Genomic DNA, 17,090 nt, shown 5'->3' on the forward strand with positions numbered 1-17,090 from the left:
TCCGACGATACCCACGGACCGCGAAGGCGTCGCGGGGATATCCGGAGCCGGTCGTCGAGTGCGTGGTTCGGCTGCGACTCGCCGGGCGTGTCGCCGCCGAACCACGCACTCAGCGCTCTGGAGCCCGCTCGGGCACGTGCAGCCGCCGCAGGAAGCGGTCCGTGCGGGGGTGCGGCCCGCGCCGGTCACGCAGGGACACGACGACGGTCGTGGCGGTCGCGAGCGGGATCGTCCAGGCCGCGGGCTGGGCCAGGAGGCTGCGCGCGAGCCCGTCGCCCGGACCGAGCGCCGAGGTCACGAGGAGCGCCGCGGCGCACAGCGCGCTGCCGACGACCATGCCTGCGATCGCGCCGCGCGCGGTGAGGCGCCGCCACCACACGCCCAGCAGGATCGTCGGGGACAGCGCCGACGCCGCGAACACGAACACCGTCCCGACGCTCGTGACGAGCCCCTGCGGGATGGTCACGAGCGCGACCGCGAGGGGCACGAGCGTGCACGCGACCGCGGACCAGCGGAACGAGCGGACCGTGCCGCCGAACAGGTCCTGGCTCACGACCCCCGCGAGCGAGACCACGAGTCCCGACGACGTCCCGAGGAACGCGGCGAAAGCTCCGGCGATCACGAGCGCCGAGAGCAGCTCGCCGCCCACGCCCGGCACGAGCCGGGACGGCAGGACGAGCGCGACGGTGTCGGCGACGCCGGGCTCGGCGAGGTCGGGAGCCACGACGCGGGCGATGAGGCCCATGGTGCTCGAGACCATGTAGAACACGCTGATCATCCCGATCACCACCACGGTGGTCCACCGGGCCGAGACGCCGTCGGGGCTCGTGTAGAAGCGCACGAGGACGTGCGGCAGGCCGATCGTGCCGAGCAGCAGCGCGAGCAGCAGCGAGACGGTCGTGTACGTGTCGTACGAGCGCGGCCCCGCCTCGGGCGGGAAGACCTGCGCCGGGTCGAGCGTCAGGTCCTGCCCGCCGAGCACGACGAGCAGGAAGACCACGGGGACCGCGAGCGCCGTGAGCTTGACCCAGAACTGGAACGCCTGGACGAACGTCACCGAGCGCATGCCGCCCGCGGCGACCACGGCGCTCACGACCGCGGCCACCCCGACCGACCCGACCCACGGCGGCACGGGTGCCACGGTCGTGATGACGAGGGCCGCGCCGTGGAGCTGCGGCACGACGTACAGCCACCCGATGACGAGCACCAGGACGCTCGTGACGCGTCGGGCGGCGAGCGAGTCGAGCCGTGCCTGGACGAAGTCGGGGATGGTGTAGGCCCCGGAGCGACGCAGGGGCCCGGCGACGAACAGCAGCACGAGCAGGTACCCCGCGGCGTACCCGACGGGGAACCAGAACGCCTCGGCCCCCGAGAGCAGCACGAGCCCGGACAGCCCCAGGAACGTCCCGGCCGACAGGTACTCGCCGCTGATCGCCGACGCGTTCCACACGGGCTGCACGGTCCGGGACGCGACGAAGAAGTCGCTCGTCGTCCGCGAGATCCGCAGCCCGTAGAAGCCGATGAGCCCCGTCGCGAGCAGCAGCAGACCGATCGCGACGAGCGGCAGCGCCGAGCTCACTCGTCGTCCACCAGCGCACGGAAGCGCCGCTCGTTGCGGGCGGCGGCCAGCGCGAACACGAGCGCGAACGCCCCGATGACCGGGTAGAAGCCGTACGCGTGCAGGAGCCACGGGAGCGGCACTCCGAGCACGTGCACGTCGCCCAGCGTCGGCACGGCGCTCATCGTGACCGTGAGCAGCGTGACCACGGCCAGGAACGACACGACGCACGCGAGCGCGAGCCGCAGCTGGGTCCGCGCGAGGCTGCGGGCGTACACGGCCGCGGGCTCGCTCCCGCCGTCGGGCCCGGGCGTGTCCTGGGCGCCCCCCGGCATCCCGCCCGACGACGCCTCCTCCCCCGCGTCCGGCGCGGCGGCCCGCGCGGCGGACGGGGTGGGAGACGGGACGTCGGTCGAGCGGACGACGACCCGCGGCGGCGGGTCCTCCGGGCTCATGGACGCCCTCCGGGACGGCCCAGGAGCGCGTCGCGCACGGCCGGAGCCATGCGCCGGCTCACGGGGACCTCCTGCCCGGCGACGACCACGACCGGGTGCGCACCGCCGAGGCGGACCGCCGTCACGGCGGCGCGGTCCACGAGGTACGAGCGGTGCACGCGCAGGAAGCCCGCCGCGGCCCAGCGTTCCTCGAGGTCGGAGATGGGCTCGCGCACGAGGTAGCCGTCCGTGTCCGTGACCAGGCGCGAGTAGTCGCCCTGCGCCTGGACCCACCGCACGGCCGAGCGCAGCACGACGCGCGTGGTCGTACCGACCGTGACGGCGATGGTCTCGTCGGTCGGGGTGACCTGCGCGGGTGCGGCGGACCTCTCCGCGTCGCGGGCGGCGGCGCCGCCCGTGCCGCCCGCGACGCGCGACGGCGCGCCCTCCGCGATGCGGGACGCGGCCGCCTGGACCGCGACGGCCCGCTCGACCGCGCGGGCCAGGCGCTCGCGCCGCACGGGCTTGAGCACGTAGTCGACGGCCTCGACGTCGAACGCCTCGGTGGCACGGGCCTCGTCAGCCGTCACGAACACCACCGCAGGCCGGACCGAGAACCGCGACAGCGCCCGGGCGAGGTCCAGCCCCGTGAGGCCCGGCATGTGGATGTCGAGGAACGCGACGTGCACGGGGTGCTCGGACAGCCAGCGCAGGGCCTCGGCGCCCGACGCGACGGGGTGCACCGAGCGCACGTGCGGGTCGCGGCGCAGGAGCGCGGTCAGCTCGTCGAGGGCCGGGCGCTCGTCGTCGGCCACGAGGACGTCGACGCCGTCGGGACGCGGACCTGGGACCTTCGCGGGCCCGGCGTCAGGACCCGTGGGCGGTGCGAGGTGAGGGACGGGGTCGGTCACGGCCTGCTCACCTCGGTCTCGTGCTGGGGCTGGGACTTCGGGACGCGCATCCGCACGAGGGTACCCGCGCCCTCGTTCGTCTCGATCTCGAGCGCGTGCTGGTCGCCGTAGAGCTGGCGCACGCGCGTGTCGACGTTGCGCAGCCCGACGTTCGTCGCACGCGACCCCGTCGCGAGCAGGGTCCGCAGCGTCTCGGGAGACATGCCGACGCCGTCGTCCTCGACCGTGATCTCGGTCTGGGTGCCCTCGTCGCGCGCGCTGATGACGATCCGCCCGCCGCGCTCGCGCGGCTCGAGGCCGTGCCGGACGGCGTTCTCGACGAGCGGCTGGACGCTGAGGAACGGGATGACGGTCGACAGGGACTCCGGCGCGATCTGGAGCGTCACGGTCAACCGGTCACCGAACCGCGCGCGCTCGAGCTCGACGTACGAGTGGATGCTGCCCAGCTCGTCGGCGAGCGTCGTGAAGTCCCCGCGGCCCCGGAAGGAGTAGCGCGTGAAGTCCGCGAAGTCGAGCACGAGGTCGCGCGCCCGCTCGGGGTCGGTGCTGATGAAGGACGCGATCGCGCCGAGCGAGTTGTAGATGAAGTGCGGGCTGATCTGCGCGCGCAGGGCACGCAGCTCGGCCTGGGCGAGCGCGGTGCGCGACGCCTCGAGCTCACCCAGCTCGAGCTGGGCCGAGCACCACTGCGCGACCTCGCCCGTGGCCCGCACGAGCGGCGGGCGCACCCGCGTCGCGAACGCGACGACGGCTCCGGCCACGACGCCGCCCGCGAGCACGGGCGCCCCCACGGCCTCCGGGGTGCCCGACGACGGCTCGCCGCCCGCGTAGACCTGTCGCCTCCCCGTCTCGACGGTCCGGGCGCCGACACGCTGCGCCTCGGCCCGGAGGGCGGCCGGTCCGTCGAGGGCCACGACGCCGTCGGCCGTCACGACCGCGAGCGCCTCGCAGCCGAGCAGGGTGCGCAGGTGGCGGGCAGCACGTCCGACGTCGTCGCCCTCGAGCCCGTCCCGCAGGTGCTTGGCCGCACGGGACGCGAGGTGCAGCGTGCTGAAGGTCGCGCGCTCGGAGTCGCTGCCGAGCTCGCGCGTGCCGCGTGCCAGCCGCCACGCGAGGACCAGCGCGGCGGTGAGCAGGACGCCGACGACGAGGCCGACGACGGCCCCGGTGAAGACGGGTCCGGACATGTCGCGATCCTATTCCGGAGAGACGACGCCGAGGGTGACGAACCGGGGTGCCGGTGGTGACGGACGGACCGCCGAGGGTGACGGGCCAGACCGCCGACGGTGACGCTCCCGGGCGCCGAGGGTGACGGGCCGGACCGCCGACGGTGACGCTCCCGGGGGCCGAGGGTGACGAGCACTGGTGTCGTGGCGACCGCGGAGACGTGTCCACGGAGGTGAGCGGCGCCGTCGGGCGTGCACACCAGGCGGTGTCACGTGCGGGCCGACGGCGACGGGCGTACTGCCGAGGGTGACGGGATTCCGCCCAGGGTGTCGCCACGGGGCGCCGAGGGCGACGGGATACCGCCCAGGGTGTCGCCACGGGGCGCCGAGGGCGACGCCGTCGCACCGCATGCGGGTCACGGCGGGCACGGGCGTCACCCTCGGCGGGCAGGAGGGTCACCCTCGGCGGGCACGGGCGTCACCCTCGGCGACCGGGGTCAGCAGCAGCGGGCGCCCGGGTTGCGGTCCTGGTCGTCCATGCGCTGGCGCCAGAACTGGCGCTCGGTCAGGACGGGGACGTCGGGCCCGTGCGCGGCGCGGCGGTGCTCCACGTACACCCGGTACGCGTCGTCGCCCATGAGCTGGCGGACGTACCAGGCCGTACCCCTCGCCGCGCGGGCGAGCGCGTCGCGCACGGGCCCCACGTCAGTGCCCCGCGCCCGAGGACACGGGCCGCTTCTCGGGCGGGAGCTGGGCCCACTCGGCCTCGATCTCCTTCTCGGTCGCCGTGGTCAGGAGACCCGCGGGGGCGAAGCGACGCGAGGCCACGGGCTGGTCCTCGTGGTTCTCCCCTCCGCCTGCACGCAGCGCCTTCACGGTCGTGACGAGGGCCGAGACCATCACGACGATCGCGAGGACCACGAAGATGATCGACAGCGTGCCCTGGACGAACGTGTTGCGCACGACCGCCTCCATGGCCTCGACCGACGTCGCGGTGCCGAACGAGGTCTCCCCCGCGGCCAGCGCCTCCTTGAACGCGTTGTGGTTGGCCCAGTACCCGACGGCGGGGACGGGCGAGAAGATCTTCTCGAACGAGGCGGTGATGGTCACGACCGCGGTGAACGCCAGGGGCACCGCGACGATCCACAGCCAACGGAAGTACGAGCGTCCGCGCTTGGCCACGATCGCCAGGACGACCGCGAGCGCGATGGCCGCGAGGAGCTGGTTGGCGATGCCGAACAGCGGGAAGAACGTGTTGATCCCGCCGAGCGGGTCGGTGACGCCCAGGTAGAGGATGCTCCCCCACCCGGCGACCATGACCAGGGTGCAGAACCACACCCCGGGCCGCCAGGTCACGTCCCTGAACTTCGGGGCGACGTTGCCGAGCGAGTCCTGGAGCATGAAGCGCGCCACGCGCGTCCCGGCGTCGACGGCCGTGAGGATGAACAGCGCCTCGAACATGATCGCGAAGTGGTACCAGAAGCCCATCATCGCGGCGCCGCCGAAGAGCTGCTGCATGATGTGCGCGAGGCCCAGCGCCAGGGTCGGCGCACCACCCGTGCGGGAGACGATCGACTCCTCGCCCACGGCCGCGGCGGTCGAGGACAGCATGTCGGGCGTGAGGTTCACGCCGGCCAGGCCGAGGGAGTTGACGAACGCGACGGCGCCCTCGATGGTCCCGCCGGTCGCGGCCGCCGAGGCGTTCATCGCGAAGTAGATGCCGCGGTCGAGCGAGATCGCGGCGACGAGCGCCATGATCGCGACGAACGACTCCATGAGCATGCCGCCGTACCCGATGAAGCGCGTCTGGCGCTCCTTCTCGAGCAGCTTGGGCGTCGTGCCCGACGCGATGAGGGCGTGGAACCCGGACAGTGCGCCGCACGCGATCGTCACGAACAGGAACGGGAACAGCGACCCGGAGAACACCGGCCCGGTCTCGCCGCTCGCGAACTCGCTGACCGCGGGCACCGAGATCTCGGGACGCACGATCACGATCGCGCCCGCGAGCATCACGATGACGCCGACCTTCATGAACGTCGACAGGTAGTCGCGCGGGGCCAGGAGCAGCCACACGGGCAGGACGGCCGCGACGAAGCCGTAGATGATGATGCCGATCGCGATGGTCGTGCGGTCGAGGTGGAACAGGTCCGCACCCCACGGGGTGTTCGCGACCCAGCCGCCGCCGACGATCGCGGCCATGAGCAGCACGAAGCCGATGATCGAGACCTCGGTGATGCGTCCGGGGCGCAGGTAGCGCAGGTAGACGCCCATGAAGAGCGCGATCGGGATGGTCATCGCGACGCTGAAGACGCCCCACGGGCTCTCGCCCAGGGAGTTCACGACGACGAGCGCGAGGATCGCGACGATGATCAGCATGATGAGCAGCGACGCGACGATCGCGGCCGTGCCACCGATGCGACCGAGCTCCTGGCGGGCCATCTGGCCGATCGTGCGGCCGCCGCGGCGCATCGAGAAGAACAGGACCACGTAGTCCTGCACGGCGCCCGCGAAGATGACGCCGACGATGATCCAGACCGTGCCGGGCAGGTAGCCCATCTGTGCGGCCAGGACCGGTCCGACGAGCGGCCCTGCCCCCGCGATCGCGGCGAAGTGGTGCCCGAAGAGCACGCGGCGGTCGGTCGGGACGTAGTCCTTGCCGTCCGAGCGCACCTCGGCGGGGGTCGCGCGCCGGTCGTCGGGGCGCGTGATCCAGCGCTCGATGACCTTGGAGTAGAAGCGGTACCCGATGAGGTAGCTGCAGACCGCGGCGAACACGAACCAGATCGCGTTGACGGTCTCGCCGCGCACGATCGCGAGCATGACCCAGGCCACGCCGCCGAGCAGTGCGATGCCGGTCCAGAGCAGGACCTTCTGCCAGGTCCAGCGAGGCTTCAGGGCGGCCTCGGGGACCGCGGTGGGCGGGAGCGTCGGATCGGGCGAGAGCCCGTCGTCCGAGGCGGTCTCCGCCGTCGATCGGATGTCTGTCGTCATCGGTTCTCTCTCCCAAGGTCGCGTCGTTGCGTCCGACCGGGAAAGGCTAGGGACGACGACGGGCCGTGATCCAGGTCACGTCGACGGACGGTCGAGGTGTGCGACGAGCGGTAGGCGACGTGCGACGAACGGTCGCCGAACGGCGGTCGGCGACCGCCCGGACGGGCGGTCCGCGTAGTGTTCTCCCGTCGTGCCGACCTCCGGCACGGTGCCCGAGAGGACCCCTGTGAGCCTGATCCGCCTGAACGCCGTGAGCATGCAGTTCGACGACAAGGTCGTGCTGCGCGACGCCTTCCTCAAGCTCCGCGAGGGCGAGCGCGTCGGGCTCGTGGGCCGTAACGGCACGGGCAAGACGACGTTCCTCGAGCTGATCCTCGGACGCAAGGAGCCCACCTCGGGGACGGTCGACGTCAACCTCGGTGTGAGCATCGGGTACTTCTCGCAGTTCTCCGAGCTCGCGGGGCACCGCAGCGCGGCCGAGGAGCTCAGCGAGCTGTTCGCGGACGTCCACTCGACGCAGGCGCGCCTCGACGCGATCGGCGAGCGCCTCGCCGAGCCCGACCTCATGGACGACGGCGGCGACGAGATGACGCGGCTCCTGACCGAGCAGGCGGACCTGTTCGAGCGCATGGACGCGCTCGACGGGTGGTCGTACGAGAACACGATCGACACGGTCCTCACGCGTCTCGGCTTCGACGCCGGACGCCGCGACCTCCCGGTCGACCAGCTCTCGGGCGGCTGGCGCAACCGTGCGGCGCTCGCACGGATCCTGGTGCAGCGCCCCGACGTGCTCCTCCTCGACGAGCCCACGAACTTCCTCGACCTCGACGGCGTGCGCTGGATCGAGAGCTGGCTCCAGTCGTACCCCGGCGCGGTGCTCGTGGTCTCGCACGACCGCCAGTTCCTCGACGGCGCGGTCAACCGGATCGTCGAGATCGAGAACCGCCGTCTGCACGAGTACGAGGGTGGCTACTCGGACTACGTGCACGCCAAGCAGTCGCGGATCAAGACCATCGAGCGCCAGTTCGCGCACGAGGAGGAGCTGCTCGCGTACGAGGTCGAGGCCAGCGACGCCCGCAAGCAGGCCGCGAAGGACAAGAGCCGCGGCCTCAGGCGCAAGCTCGCCGACATCAAGAAGCGGCAGGCGCCTCGCCCGGTCGACCAGATCATCACGACCATCTACGCGGACCTGCACGTGAGCGAGCGCCTGGTCGAGGTCGAGGGACTCACGAAGGGCTTCGGCGGCGACCCGCTGTTCAGCGACCTGACCTTCTCGCTGCACCGCGGGGACCGCGTGGCGGTCGTCGGCGCGAACGGGTCCGGCAAGTCGACGCTCCTCGACGTGCTCACCGAGGTCACGCCACCCGACGCCGGGCAGATCACGTGGAAGAAGAACTCGACGTTCGTCTCGTACAACCAGGTCGTGGCTGACCTCGACCTGGACGACACGGTCGCGCACGCGGTCAGCGCCGCCCCCGGGACCCTCGCGTATTCGGCGACCAAGAAGAACGTCAACAGGTTCCTGACGATGCTGCAGTTCTCCGAGATGGAGCTCAAGCAGAAGATCGGGACGCTGTCGGGCGGGCAGCGCGCCCGCGTCGCGATCGCGCAGTGCCTGCTGTCGGGCGCCTCGGTGATCGTCCTCGACGAGCCGACCAACCACCTCGACCTCACGAGCGCGCAGGTCATGGAGCGCGCGCTCGCGCACTTCCCGGGCGCCGTGGTCGTCGTGAGCCACGACCGCTACTTCATCGACAAGGTCGCCGACCGTCTGCTGACGTTCGACGGCGCCGGCGGCGTCGTCGAGACGGCCGCGAGCGGCGCGCTCTGACTCAGGGCTGCGGGACGGGCCCGACGGCCCGAGCCGTCCCCGCCCGGGTGGTCGAGGACCAGTCGCTCCCAGGTGCAGAGCCGCGCGGTCGACGCCGCCTCCTGTGCCAGGAGCACCGCGCGCAGATGCTGCCCTGACGGAGCACGGACCCCCAGCCCTCCTCGGCGAGCACGTCCAGGACGGCGCGGGACCGGGCGTCCGTCGAGCCGTCGTCGACCCCGAGGACCTGGTCGGGTGCGCGGGTCTGTCGCAGCACCGACTCGACGGCCTCACGCACAAGGTCTCCCTGGTCGAACCCGGTCACGACCACGCCCACGGTTGCTCGCACGCGACGATGCTGGCGGCCTCGCTCCCACGCTCGCCCGAGACCGTGTCGGTGGCACCCCCTACGTTCCCTGCCATGGACCACGACACCTTCTGGCAGATCGTCGACGACGCACGGACCCGGGCAGGCCGAGGGGCCGACGACCGCGGCGCCGAGGACGACCCCCTCCCGGACGCCCTGACCGCCGTGCTCGTCGAGCGGCTGTCGCCCGACGAGATCCTCGCGTTCGCCGCCGTGTCCGACGAGGTGAGCACGGCGGCATATGCCTGGCCCGTGTGGGGCGCGGCGTACCTGATCGAGGGCGGGTGCAGCGACGACGGCTTCATGGACTTCCGCGACGGGCTCGTCCTCGCCGGGCGCGACGTCTTCACCCGGACGGTCGCGGACCCGGACTCGCTCGCGGAGCACCCGGTCGTCGTCGCCATGGCGAGCGACCAGGGCTGGTTCGGTTTCGAGTCGCTCGACTCGCTCGTGGGCGACGCCTGGACCAAGGCCACGGGGCGTGACGACGAGGACTACTACGAGGCCCGCGACACCGCCGCGCCGTCGGCGCCCGCGGCCACGGGCACGGGCACGGGCACCGACGGCAGCGAGACGCCGGTCGGCGCCTCGACCGACCCGGCCGGCGAGAGGTGGGACTTCGACGACGAGGACGAGAACCGCCGTCGGCTCCCCCGGCTCGCGGCGCTCTTCGCCTGACGGACCCGACCGCCCGCGGGGTCCTCAGCCCGCCGCCGAGACTCCTTCTCAGCCGTCCTCGGGCGCCGTCAGCCGTCCTCGGTCAGCGTCAGTCGTCCTCGGGCGCCGGGAGCAGGCCTCCCAGGGCCGCGGCAGCGGCGCCCAGGACGAGTCCCACCCGTAGGTGCGGTGCGCGCACCCCGCGGGCGCGCATGCGCTCGCCCCAGCGGTACGCGCCCTTCTCCCCGACGACGGCGAACGCGGTCGTGGCTCCGAGGAGGACGGCTGCCCCCACGGCGATCGCGACCTTTCCGCCCGGGGCGATCTCGACCGGTGTGAGGTCGTGCAGCGTGTTGTCGGGGACGTCGTCGGGCGTCTGCTCCCAGGGCGCCGACGTGCCAGGGAGGTCGGTGCCCTCGGTGCCCCGCAGGGCTCCACGGACCTTGCGCACCCCGTCGATCGCCTGGCGGCCCTCGCTGGTCTGCAGGAGCACCGCAGCCCCCACGACCCCGCAGGCGGTCTTGAGGAGCGCCCGGGTGCCGCGCCGTTCGACGAGGTCGGGCACGGTGTACCAGGCAGCCGTCATGAGCCCGTAGGCCGCTCCGGCCCGCGTGTCGAACGTCCATGGGCGGGTGGTCTCGGTCTGCTGCACCGGCATCGCTTCGTCCCTGCTGTGCATCGTCTGCACGCTCGTCCGTCCCTGAGGTCCGTCGGCCGGCTTCGCCGGCGCCGTGCTCACGGGCTGTCGTGAATCACCAACGAGGTGCCTGTCCGGTTCGTTCCACCTCCCGTCGTCCGAGGCCCGTCACGCGCAGGCGTCGCGGACCGGTGACCACTCTCACGCTCGCGGGGCGCACGTCTGCGACCGGCGCTGCCCGCACGTGTGGTCTCCTGGGGCGATGAGCGACGGGACGACGGAGACCACGACGGTGCACGGCACGCTGCGGGAGGTCGCCGTGCTCGGCGCCGGAGGGGTCGGCGGCCTGGTCGGGGCGCTGCTGGCCCGCACCGGTGACGTGGCGGTGACGTTCGTGGCCCGCGACGAGACGGTGAGGTCCTTGCGAGAGCGCGGGCTGCGCGTCCGCAGCGAGCAGCTCGGTGACGTCGAGGTCGCCGTCCGGGCGACGGCACGCCTCGACGACCCGGTCGACGTGCTGCTCGTCGCGGTCAAGGCGACCGGCCTGAGGGACGCCCTCGACCGCGTCGCCCCCGAGGTGCTCGGGGACGCCGTGGTCGTGCCGCTGCTCAACGGCGTCGAGCACCTGGACGTGCTGCGCGCCCGGTACGGCTCCGAGCGGGTCGTCCCTGCGGTGATCCGGGTCGAGGCGACGCGTGTCGCACCGGGAGAGATCGTGCACGGCAGCCCGTTCGTGGAGATCGACCTCGCCCCGGGTGACGCGCCGACGGACGCGGTCGACTCGGTGCGCGACCTCCTCGCGCGCGCCGGGATCACGGTGAGGCTGCGGGCCGACGAAGCCGCCCTGGTGTGGGCCAAGCTGTCGTTCCTGGCGCCGCTGGCCCTGCTCACGACCCGGCACCGCGCGACGATCGGCGAGGTGCGCACGGCTCACCGGGACGAGCTCGAGGCGCTGGTCGCCGAGGTCGCGGCCGTCGCGACGGCGTCGTGCGCCCCGTCGGACCCCGCGGCGTCGCTGACCCTGTACGACCGGTTCCCCGCCGCTGCCCGCTCCTCGATGGAGCGCGACGCCGAGGCGGGACGACCGCTCGAGGTCGACGCGATCGGCGGCGCGGTGGTGCGTGCTGCCGAGCGCCACGGTGTCTCGGCGCCGCTCACGGCCCGGCTCGTCGCCGAGCTCTCCTGACGTCGCAGAGCTCTCCTGACGCTGCCGCCGTCACGCGCAGCGCGCCGCCGCTACCAGTCCGCAGGCACGACCCAGTGCCGGGGCGCGCGCTCGTGCTCCAGGAGCCTGCGCTGGGCGCGGCGGCAGTGCAGCGCGCGCTGCTCGGCGGTCAGCCCGTCGAGCCAGGCGAGGTACCGCCGCTCGAGGACCCGGAACCGCGCTCGTCCGAGGGCGAGCACGGTGATCGAGGCCAGCCAGTGGGCCGCGAGCATGGCGCCGAGCAGCAGCGCCGCCACGGGCAGCGAGAGGACCGGGTGGGCCTGCAGCCCGCACCACAGGACGACGATGACGGCACCGAGCTGGCTCACGCTCGCGGCGAGCAGCCACCCGCTGGTCAGGGGTCCGTGCAGACCGGCCCGGTCGCGCCGGCACGGGACGAAGGTCGACCGGTGCGCGTCCAGGGGCGGGTAGGTCTCGGGGACGTCGGCCTCGCTCGCGGGGGACCTCGCCATCTCGCTCACCCGCCGGCGAAGGGTGGGAGGACGTCGATCGTCACCGGGCCGGCGACGGGGGCGGCCGCGGACTCGGGGCGCAGCGCACGGCCGTCCTGCAGGTAGGAGCAGACGACCTGGACGCGCCGCATCGGCTCGCCGTGCCGACGCGCGCTGACGCGGAGCGCAGCGGCGGGGCTCTCGGTCTCGATCACCTCCTCGTCGAGGCCGTTCGCCGCGGCGCGGGCCGCGGCGTAGTAGCGCAGGGTGATGGCGGGCATCTCGTCACTCCTTGTCGTGCGGGGTTCGGTGCGGTCTCGGGCGGGACCTATCCCCCGATCGCGGACATGCCGCGCTCGGGCTGGCGGAAGCGGGCGCTGCCGATGGTGTGCCCGGCGGCCTTGGTGCGGACCGCGAGGCCGAGCGCTGCCGCGATGCGGTCGTCGTCGGCTCCTGCGCGCAGGAGCGTCCGCAGGTCGGTCTCCTCGCGCGCGAACAGGCAGCTGCGGAGCTGACCGTCGGACGTGAGGCGGATCCTGTCGCACGCCCCGCAGAAGGGCCGGGTCACCGACGCGACGATGCCGACGACCGCGTCGGTGCTGTCGACGGTCCACCGCTCGGCCGGGGCGGCCCCGCGTGTCGGTACGGGTTCCAGGTCGAACGCTCCGCTGAGCGACGCGAGCACCTCGTCGGCCGTGACCATGCCCTCGCGGGTCCAGGTCCGGCCGGCGTCGAGCGGCATCTGCTCGATGAACCGCAGCTCGTACCCGCGGTCGAGCGCGAACCGCAGCAGGTCGACGGTCTCGTCGTCGTTGACGCCTCGCACGAGGACGGCGTTGAGCTTGGTCCCGGTGAAGCCGGCGCGGTCGGCGGCCGCGAGCCCGTCGAGGGCCTGATCGAGGCGGTCGCGCCGGGTCAGCGTCGCGTACCGGTCGCGCCGCAGGGTGTCGAGCGACATGTTGAGCCGGCCGAGTCCCGCGTCGCGCAGCGGACCCGCGAGCGCCGGCAGCCGCAGACCGTTGGTGGTCATCGACACTTCGGGGGCGCCGGGGAGCGCGGCGAGCCCGGCGACGATCTCGACGATGTCGGGGCGCAGGAGCGGCTCGCCGCCCGTGAGGCGGATCTCCTCGATGCCGTGCCGGACCGCGACGGCCGCGACGCGGGTCGTCTCGGCGACCGTGAGGAGCTCGTCGGAGGGCAGCCACGGCATGCCCTCGGCGGGCATGCAGTAGGTGCATCGCAGGGAGCATCGGTCGGTCAGGGAGATCCGCAGGTCGCGGTGGCGCCGCCCGAACCGGTCGACGAGGCCGGGGGCGTCCAGTCGGTCCGTGCCCGACGGCGTCGCGCGCCGAGGCGACCGACCTCCCGTCGGCGTCGCGCGCCCGGGGAGCGCACGGCCGGACGCGACGCGCTCGGCGGGGGCGGCGCCGTCGGGCAGGAGGTCCTTGACCGTCCGCTCGACCGGGGGCGCGACGCTCACAGCGCCCCGACCCACTCGTGCGTGCCGTCGGCGAAGACCTGGCGCTTCCACACGGGCAGCGCCGCCTTGATCTCCTCGACCAGCTCGCCGCACGCCGCGAAGGCCTGGGCCCGGTGGGCCGAGGACACGGCTGCGACGAGCGCGACGTCCCCGACCGCGAGGTCCCCGACGCGGTGGGACACCGCGACCCGGACCGCGCCCGAGCGGGCCGCGACGCGCGCCGCGATCTCGCCGATGAGGCGGTCCGCGTCGGGGTGGGCCTCGTACGTGAGGGCGGTGACGGACCGGCCGGCGTCGTGGTCGCGCACGATGCCCGCGAAGGTCACGACGGCCCCGGCGTGCGCGGACGCCACCGCCTGCTCGTGCTCGGCCACGTCGAGGACGTCCTCCCCCACGCCTGCGAGCGCCACGCGTACGTCCGGGACCGCGCTCATGCGCGCACCTTGCCCCGCCCCGCGGTCGCGGAGCGCTGCCGGTAGACGACGTACGGCCGGGCCAGGTAGGCGATGGGCACGGACCAGACGTGCACGAGCCGCGTGAAGGGCCAGATCGCGAGGAGCAGGCACGCGAGCACCGCGTGCCAGCCGTAGACCGCGGGTGCGGAGGAGATGAGCGACGGGTCGGGCTGGAGCACGAAGAGCTGGCGGAACCAGACCGAGACCGTGCCGCGGTACTCGTAGCCCGAGCCGAACACGTTGATCGCGACGGTCTGCCACATGCCGACCGCGATCTCGACCGTGAGCAGGAGGTACAGGACCCGGTCCATGGGGGTCGTGACGATGCGGATGCGGTCGGAGACGTAGAAGCGGCGCAGCAGCAGGATCACGAGGCCCGCGCACAGCAGCACGCCTGCGACCGTCCCGGCCGCGACCGCGACGACGTGGTAGGTGTGGTCGGAGATCCCGAGGGCCTGGGTCCACGAGGTCGGGATCAGCAGCCCGGCGGCGTGGCCGAGGATCGCGAACAGCGCCCCGAAGTGGAACAGGGGCGAGCCCCAGGCGAGCCAGCGCTTCTCGAGCACCTGGCTCGTGCGGGTCGTCCAGCCGAACTGGTCGTTGCGGTACCTCCACACGTGCCCGACGACGAAGATCGCGAGGCAGACGTACGGCAGCACCACGAAGAGGAGGGTGTCCCACATGAGTCAGCGTCCTTCCGGGGCGCAGGTGAATTCCGGGGGGCCGAAGGGCGCGCCGGGCGTGTCGGTCCAGCTCGCTCCCCCGTAGGGCGTCGAGGCGATCTCGAGCCCCGCGTCGTCGCTGGGCGGGCCGGTCAGCGCGAGCTGGTCGACCTCGCCGCGCTGGCGCTCGGACACGGGCCCCAGGAGGTCGCTCACGGCCTCGAGGACCTCGCGGTAGTGCGAGCCGCGGTCGGCGAGCGAGCGGCGGATGAGCTCGATCCCGCCGCGGTGGGTCCGCAGCGGCGCCTCGCCCGCCCCGGTCCCGGCGCGCGAGGCGAACTCGAGCACCATGGGCAGGTAGTCGGGGAGCTCGGCGTCGTCGGGCGCGAAGCCGCACGCGCGGTAGCGCTGCTTGAGGGCGAGGAGCGCCATGCCGCGCTGGCGCGTGTCGCCGTGCAGGTAGTAGCTGAGGAACAGCGACGACTTGCGGCGCAGGTCGAACGTCTCGACGTAGTGGGCCCGCGCAGCGCGCGGCTCGAGCCGGGAGTGCTGCGCCCAGAAGGCGCGCAGGTGCGCCGCGGGGGCCGAGTCGGGCAGGGCCGCGACGGCAGCGCCGAGCTCGTCGGCGTCGGCGTACCAGGCGTCGTCGGGGTAGGCCAGCAGGAGGCTGGCGAGCGCGAGGACGTCGGCCCGGGCGGGCACCTCGACGAGGTCCTTGCGCCGCGAGCGCCGCAGGAGCGGGATGATCGCGCGCCTGCCCGACGGCGGAGCCTGGGTCGTCATGACGGCCTCCGGACCTGCAGGGGCACCGAGACGGGGCCGCCGCGCGTGGACGCCGCGCTCATGCCCGGTCCGCCCGGGTTGTCGAGCGAGCAGCCCGAGGCCCACGACGCCATCTCGGCCGCGTCCTCCTTGTGCGCCGCGGGGATCACGTACCGGTCCTCCATCTTGGCGATGGCCAGGAGCCGGTAGAGCTCCTCGACGTCCTCGGCCGTGTACCCGACCTGGGCGAGCAGCGCCTCGTCGACCTCCCCGTCGAGCGTGCGGCGGCGCATGTGGCTGCGCATGGCCGCGAGCTTCATGAGGACGCCCGCGACGACGTCGACGTCCCCGGCCGAGAAGAGGCTCGCGAGGTACTCGAGCGGGATGCGCAGCGACGCGATGGTGTGGAACACGTCGTCGGCGTCGGCGTCGTCCTTGCCGAGCTCGGTCGTGACGTCCAGGACGGGCGAGAGCGGCGGCACGTACCAGACCATGGGCATGGTGCGGTACTCGGGGTGCAGCGGCAGCGCGACCTTGAACTTCTGGATGAGCTTCCAGATGGGCGAGCGCTGGGCTGCGCCGATCCAGTCCTCGGCGATGCCCGCCGCCCTCGCCGCCGCGATCACCTCGGGGTCCGTGGGGTCGAGGAAGACCGAGCGCTGCGCGTCGAGCAGGTCCTTCGGGTCCTCGACGGACGCGGCGGCCTCGACGGCGTCGGCGTCGTAGAGCACGAGGCCGATGTACCGCAGGCGGCCGACGCACGTCTCGGCGCACACGGTCGGCTGCCCAGCCTCGATGCGCGGGAAGCAGAACGTGCACTTCTCGGCCTTGCCCGTCTGGTGGTTGACGTAGACCTTCTTGTAGGGGCACGCCGAGACGCACATGCGCCACCCGCGGCACGCGTCCTGGTCGACGAGCACGATGCCGTCCTCGACCCGCTTGTACATGGCCGACGACGGGCAGGCCGAGACGCACGCAGGGTTGAGGCAGTGCTCGCAGATCCGGGGCAGGTGGAACATGAACGTCTGCTCGAACGAGAGCTGGACCTTGTCGACCATCGAGGCCAGGTTGGGGTCCTTCGACGCGATCTGGGGTGAGCCGCCCAGATCGTCGTCCCAGTTGGGCCCCCACGTGATCTTCATGTCCTTGCCCGTGATCGCGCTCTTGGGGCGCGCAACCGGGATCTGCGGCGAGTTCGCCGGTGCGGAGATCAGCTGGTCGAAGTCGTACGTCGCGGGCTCGTAGTAGTCGTCGAGCCCCGGCAGGTCCGGGTTCGCGAAGATCGACGCGAGGCGGCGCAGCCGTCCCCCCGAGCGGAGCCGGAGCCGTCCCTTGCGGTCGAGCTCCCACCCGCCGTGCCAGCGGTCCTGGTCCTCGTACCCGCGCGGGTACCCCGTCCCGGGCTTGGTCTCCACGTTGTTGAACCACACGTACTCGACGCCGTCGCGGTTGGTCCACGTCTGCTTGCACGTGACCGAGCACGTGTGGCACCCGATGCACTTGTCGAGGTTCATGACCATCGCCACCTGCGACATGACCCGCAT

At 73.1% G+C, this 17,090-nt stretch carries 18 protein-coding genes; 3 read left to right on the forward strand and 15 right to left on the reverse strand.

Annotated features, from left to right (window positions below; translation table 11 throughout):
* Positions 1–109: 109 nt before the first annotated feature.
* The 6 genes from ACFVQ3_RS05945 to ACFVQ3_RS05970 all read right to left on the reverse strand — a co-directional run bounded on the left by ACFVQ3_RS05945 (position 110) and on the right by ACFVQ3_RS05970 (position 7,060).
* Complete coding sequence (locus tag ACFVQ3_RS05945) at positions 110–1,579, reverse strand: cation acetate symporter (RefSeq protein WP_387636281.1); 1,470 nt, start codon at positions 1,577–1,579, stop codon at positions 110–112.
* On the reverse strand, positions 1,576–2,013 hold the full coding sequence (locus ACFVQ3_RS05950) for a heavy metal transporter (RefSeq protein WP_387636283.1): 438 nt from the start codon (positions 2,011–2,013) through the stop codon (positions 1,576–1,578). The genes ACFVQ3_RS05945 and ACFVQ3_RS05950 overlap by 4 nt, the downstream gene beginning before the upstream one ends.
* Positions 2,010–2,807, reverse strand: coding sequence for a LytR/AlgR family response regulator transcription factor (locus tag ACFVQ3_RS05955; protein WP_387636457.1), 798 nt, complete (start codon positions 2,805–2,807; stop codon positions 2,010–2,012). The genes ACFVQ3_RS05950 and ACFVQ3_RS05955 overlap by 4 nt, the downstream gene beginning before the upstream one ends.
* A 92-nt stretch (positions 2,808–2,899) precedes the next feature.
* Positions 2,900–4,090, reverse strand: a complete 1,191-nt coding sequence (locus tag ACFVQ3_RS05960) for a sensor histidine kinase (protein WP_387636285.1) — start codon at positions 4,088–4,090, stop codon at positions 2,900–2,902.
* Between the two features lie 476 nt (positions 4,091–4,566).
* Complete coding sequence (locus tag ACFVQ3_RS05965; RefSeq protein ID WP_372441189.1) at positions 4,567–4,764, reverse strand: YbdD/YjiX family protein; 198 nt, start codon at positions 4,762–4,764, stop codon at positions 4,567–4,569.
* Positions 4,765–4,774: 10 nt separating this feature from the next.
* On the reverse strand, positions 4,775–7,060 hold the full coding sequence (locus ACFVQ3_RS05970; protein ID WP_387636288.1) for a carbon starvation CstA family protein: 2,286 nt from the start codon (positions 7,058–7,060) through the stop codon (positions 4,775–4,777).
* A 226-nt stretch (positions 7,061–7,286) separates the two neighbouring features.
* Here ACFVQ3_RS05970 and ACFVQ3_RS05975 point away from each other — a divergent pair, with 226 nt between their 5' ends.
* Entirely contained in the window at positions 7,287–8,891 is a 1,605-nt protein-coding gene (locus tag ACFVQ3_RS05975; RefSeq protein ID WP_387636290.1) for an ABC-F family ATP-binding cassette domain-containing protein, read from the forward strand.
* A gap of 1 nt (position 8,892) precedes the next feature.
* Here ACFVQ3_RS05975 and ACFVQ3_RS05980 read toward each other — a convergent pair whose 3' ends face one another.
* Entirely contained in the window at positions 8,893–9,219 is a 327-nt protein-coding gene (locus ACFVQ3_RS05980) for a glycosyltransferase family 2 protein (protein ID WP_387636293.1), read from the reverse strand.
* 72 nt (positions 9,220–9,291) lie between these two features.
* Between ACFVQ3_RS05980 and ACFVQ3_RS05985 the strand changes: the two genes are divergently transcribed.
* Positions 9,292–9,915 carry a DUF4240 domain-containing protein gene (locus ACFVQ3_RS05985; RefSeq protein WP_387636296.1) on the forward strand — a complete coding sequence of 208 codons (624 nt, stop codon included), beginning with the start codon at positions 9,292–9,294 and terminating at the stop codon, positions 9,913–9,915.
* An 88-nt stretch (positions 9,916–10,003) separates the two neighbouring features.
* Here the strand turns inward: ACFVQ3_RS05985 and ACFVQ3_RS05990 are convergent, their stop codons facing one another.
* A complete protein-coding gene (locus tag ACFVQ3_RS05990) occupies positions 10,004–10,552 on the reverse strand; it encodes a hypothetical protein (protein WP_387636299.1) in 549 nt (182 codons plus the stop codon).
* A gap of 241 nt (positions 10,553–10,793) precedes the next feature.
* On the opposite strand from ACFVQ3_RS05990, the gene ACFVQ3_RS05995 reads away from it, so the two are divergent.
* The gene (locus ACFVQ3_RS05995) at positions 10,794–11,717 is read left to right on the forward strand and encodes a ketopantoate reductase family protein (protein WP_387636302.1); all 924 of its coding nucleotides are present in this window, start codon (positions 10,794–10,796) and stop codon (positions 11,715–11,717) included.
* Between the two features lie 50 nt (positions 11,718–11,767).
* On the opposite strand, the gene ACFVQ3_RS06000 is transcribed toward ACFVQ3_RS05995, so the two are convergent.
* The 7 genes from ACFVQ3_RS06000 to narH form a co-directional block, all read right to left on the reverse strand.
* Positions 11,768–12,217, reverse strand: a complete 450-nt coding sequence (locus ACFVQ3_RS06000) for a hypothetical protein (RefSeq protein WP_387636305.1) — start codon at positions 12,215–12,217, stop codon at positions 11,768–11,770.
* The gene (locus ACFVQ3_RS06005) at positions 12,214–12,468 is read right to left on the reverse strand and encodes a MoaD/ThiS family protein (protein WP_387636307.1); all 255 of its coding nucleotides are present in this window, start codon (positions 12,466–12,468) and stop codon (positions 12,214–12,216) included. The genes ACFVQ3_RS06000 and ACFVQ3_RS06005 overlap by 4 nt, the downstream gene beginning before the upstream one ends.
* A gap of 47 nt (positions 12,469–12,515) precedes the next feature.
* Positions 12,516–13,508, reverse strand: coding sequence for a GTP 3',8-cyclase MoaA (gene moaA / locus ACFVQ3_RS06010; RefSeq protein ID WP_387636460.1), 993 nt, complete (start codon positions 13,506–13,508; stop codon positions 12,516–12,518).
* Positions 13,509–13,663: 155 nt separating this feature from the next.
* Positions 13,664–14,101, reverse strand: coding sequence for a molybdenum cofactor biosynthesis protein MoaE (locus tag ACFVQ3_RS06015; RefSeq protein WP_387636310.1), 438 nt, complete (start codon positions 14,099–14,101; stop codon positions 13,664–13,666).
* A complete protein-coding gene (gene narI / locus ACFVQ3_RS06020) occupies positions 14,098–14,805 on the reverse strand; it encodes a respiratory nitrate reductase subunit gamma (RefSeq protein WP_387636312.1) in 708 nt (235 codons plus the stop codon). Before narI ends, ACFVQ3_RS06015 begins: the two co-directional genes overlap by 4 nt.
* Positions 14,806–14,808: 3 nt before the next feature.
* A complete protein-coding gene (narJ, locus tag ACFVQ3_RS06025) occupies positions 14,809–15,567 on the reverse strand; it encodes a nitrate reductase molybdenum cofactor assembly chaperone (RefSeq protein WP_387636314.1) in 759 nt (252 codons plus the stop codon).
* Positions 15,564–17,090, reverse strand: a complete 1,527-nt coding sequence (gene narH / locus ACFVQ3_RS06030; RefSeq protein WP_387636317.1) for a nitrate reductase subunit beta — start codon at positions 17,088–17,090, stop codon at positions 15,564–15,566. The genes narJ and narH overlap by 4 nt, the downstream gene beginning before the upstream one ends.

The organism is Oerskovia sp. NPDC057915 (assembly GCF_042887685.1).
GTDB lineage: Bacteria > Actinomycetota > Actinomycetes > Actinomycetales > Cellulomonadaceae > Oerskovia.

Bases quoted from the DNA above. Each gene is read 5' to 3' on its own strand.
- ACFVQ3_RS05985 (WP_387636296.1), top strand. From the start codon at position 9,292: ATGGACCACGACACCTTCTGGCAGATCGTCGACGACGCACGGACCCGG.
- narJ (WP_387636314.1), bottom strand. From the start codon at position 15,567: ATGACGACCCAGGCTCCGCCGTCGGGCAGGCGCGCGATCATCCCGCTC.
- ACFVQ3_RS05990 (WP_387636299.1), bottom strand. From the start codon at position 10,552: ATGCCGGTGCAGCAGACCGAGACCACCCGCCCATGGACGTTCGACACG.
- ACFVQ3_RS05995 (WP_387636302.1), top strand. From the start codon at position 10,794: ATGAGCGACGGGACGACGGAGACCACGACGGTGCACGGCACGCTGCGG.
- ACFVQ3_RS05950 (WP_387636283.1), bottom strand. From the start codon at position 2,013: ATGAGCCCGGAGGACCCGCCGCCGCGGGTCGTCGTCCGCTCGACCGAC.
- ACFVQ3_RS06015 (WP_387636310.1), bottom strand. From the start codon at position 14,101: ATGAGCGCGGTCCCGGACGTACGCGTGGCGCTCGCAGGCGTGGGGGAG.
- narH (WP_387636317.1), bottom strand. From the start codon at position 17,090: ATGCGGGTCATGTCGCAGGTGGCGATGGTCATGAACCTCGACAAGTGC.
- ACFVQ3_RS06005 (WP_387636307.1), bottom strand. From the start codon at position 12,468: ATGCCCGCCATCACCCTGCGCTACTACGCCGCGGCCCGCGCCGCGGCG.
- ACFVQ3_RS05960 (WP_387636285.1), bottom strand. From the start codon at position 4,090: ATGTCCGGACCCGTCTTCACCGGGGCCGTCGTCGGCCTCGTCGTCGGC.
- narI (WP_387636312.1), bottom strand. From the start codon at position 14,805: ATGTGGGACACCCTCCTCTTCGTGGTGCTGCCGTACGTCTGCCTCGCG.
- ACFVQ3_RS05970 (WP_387636288.1), bottom strand. From the start codon at position 7,060: ATGACGACAGACATCCGATCGACGGCGGAGACCGCCTCGGACGACGGG.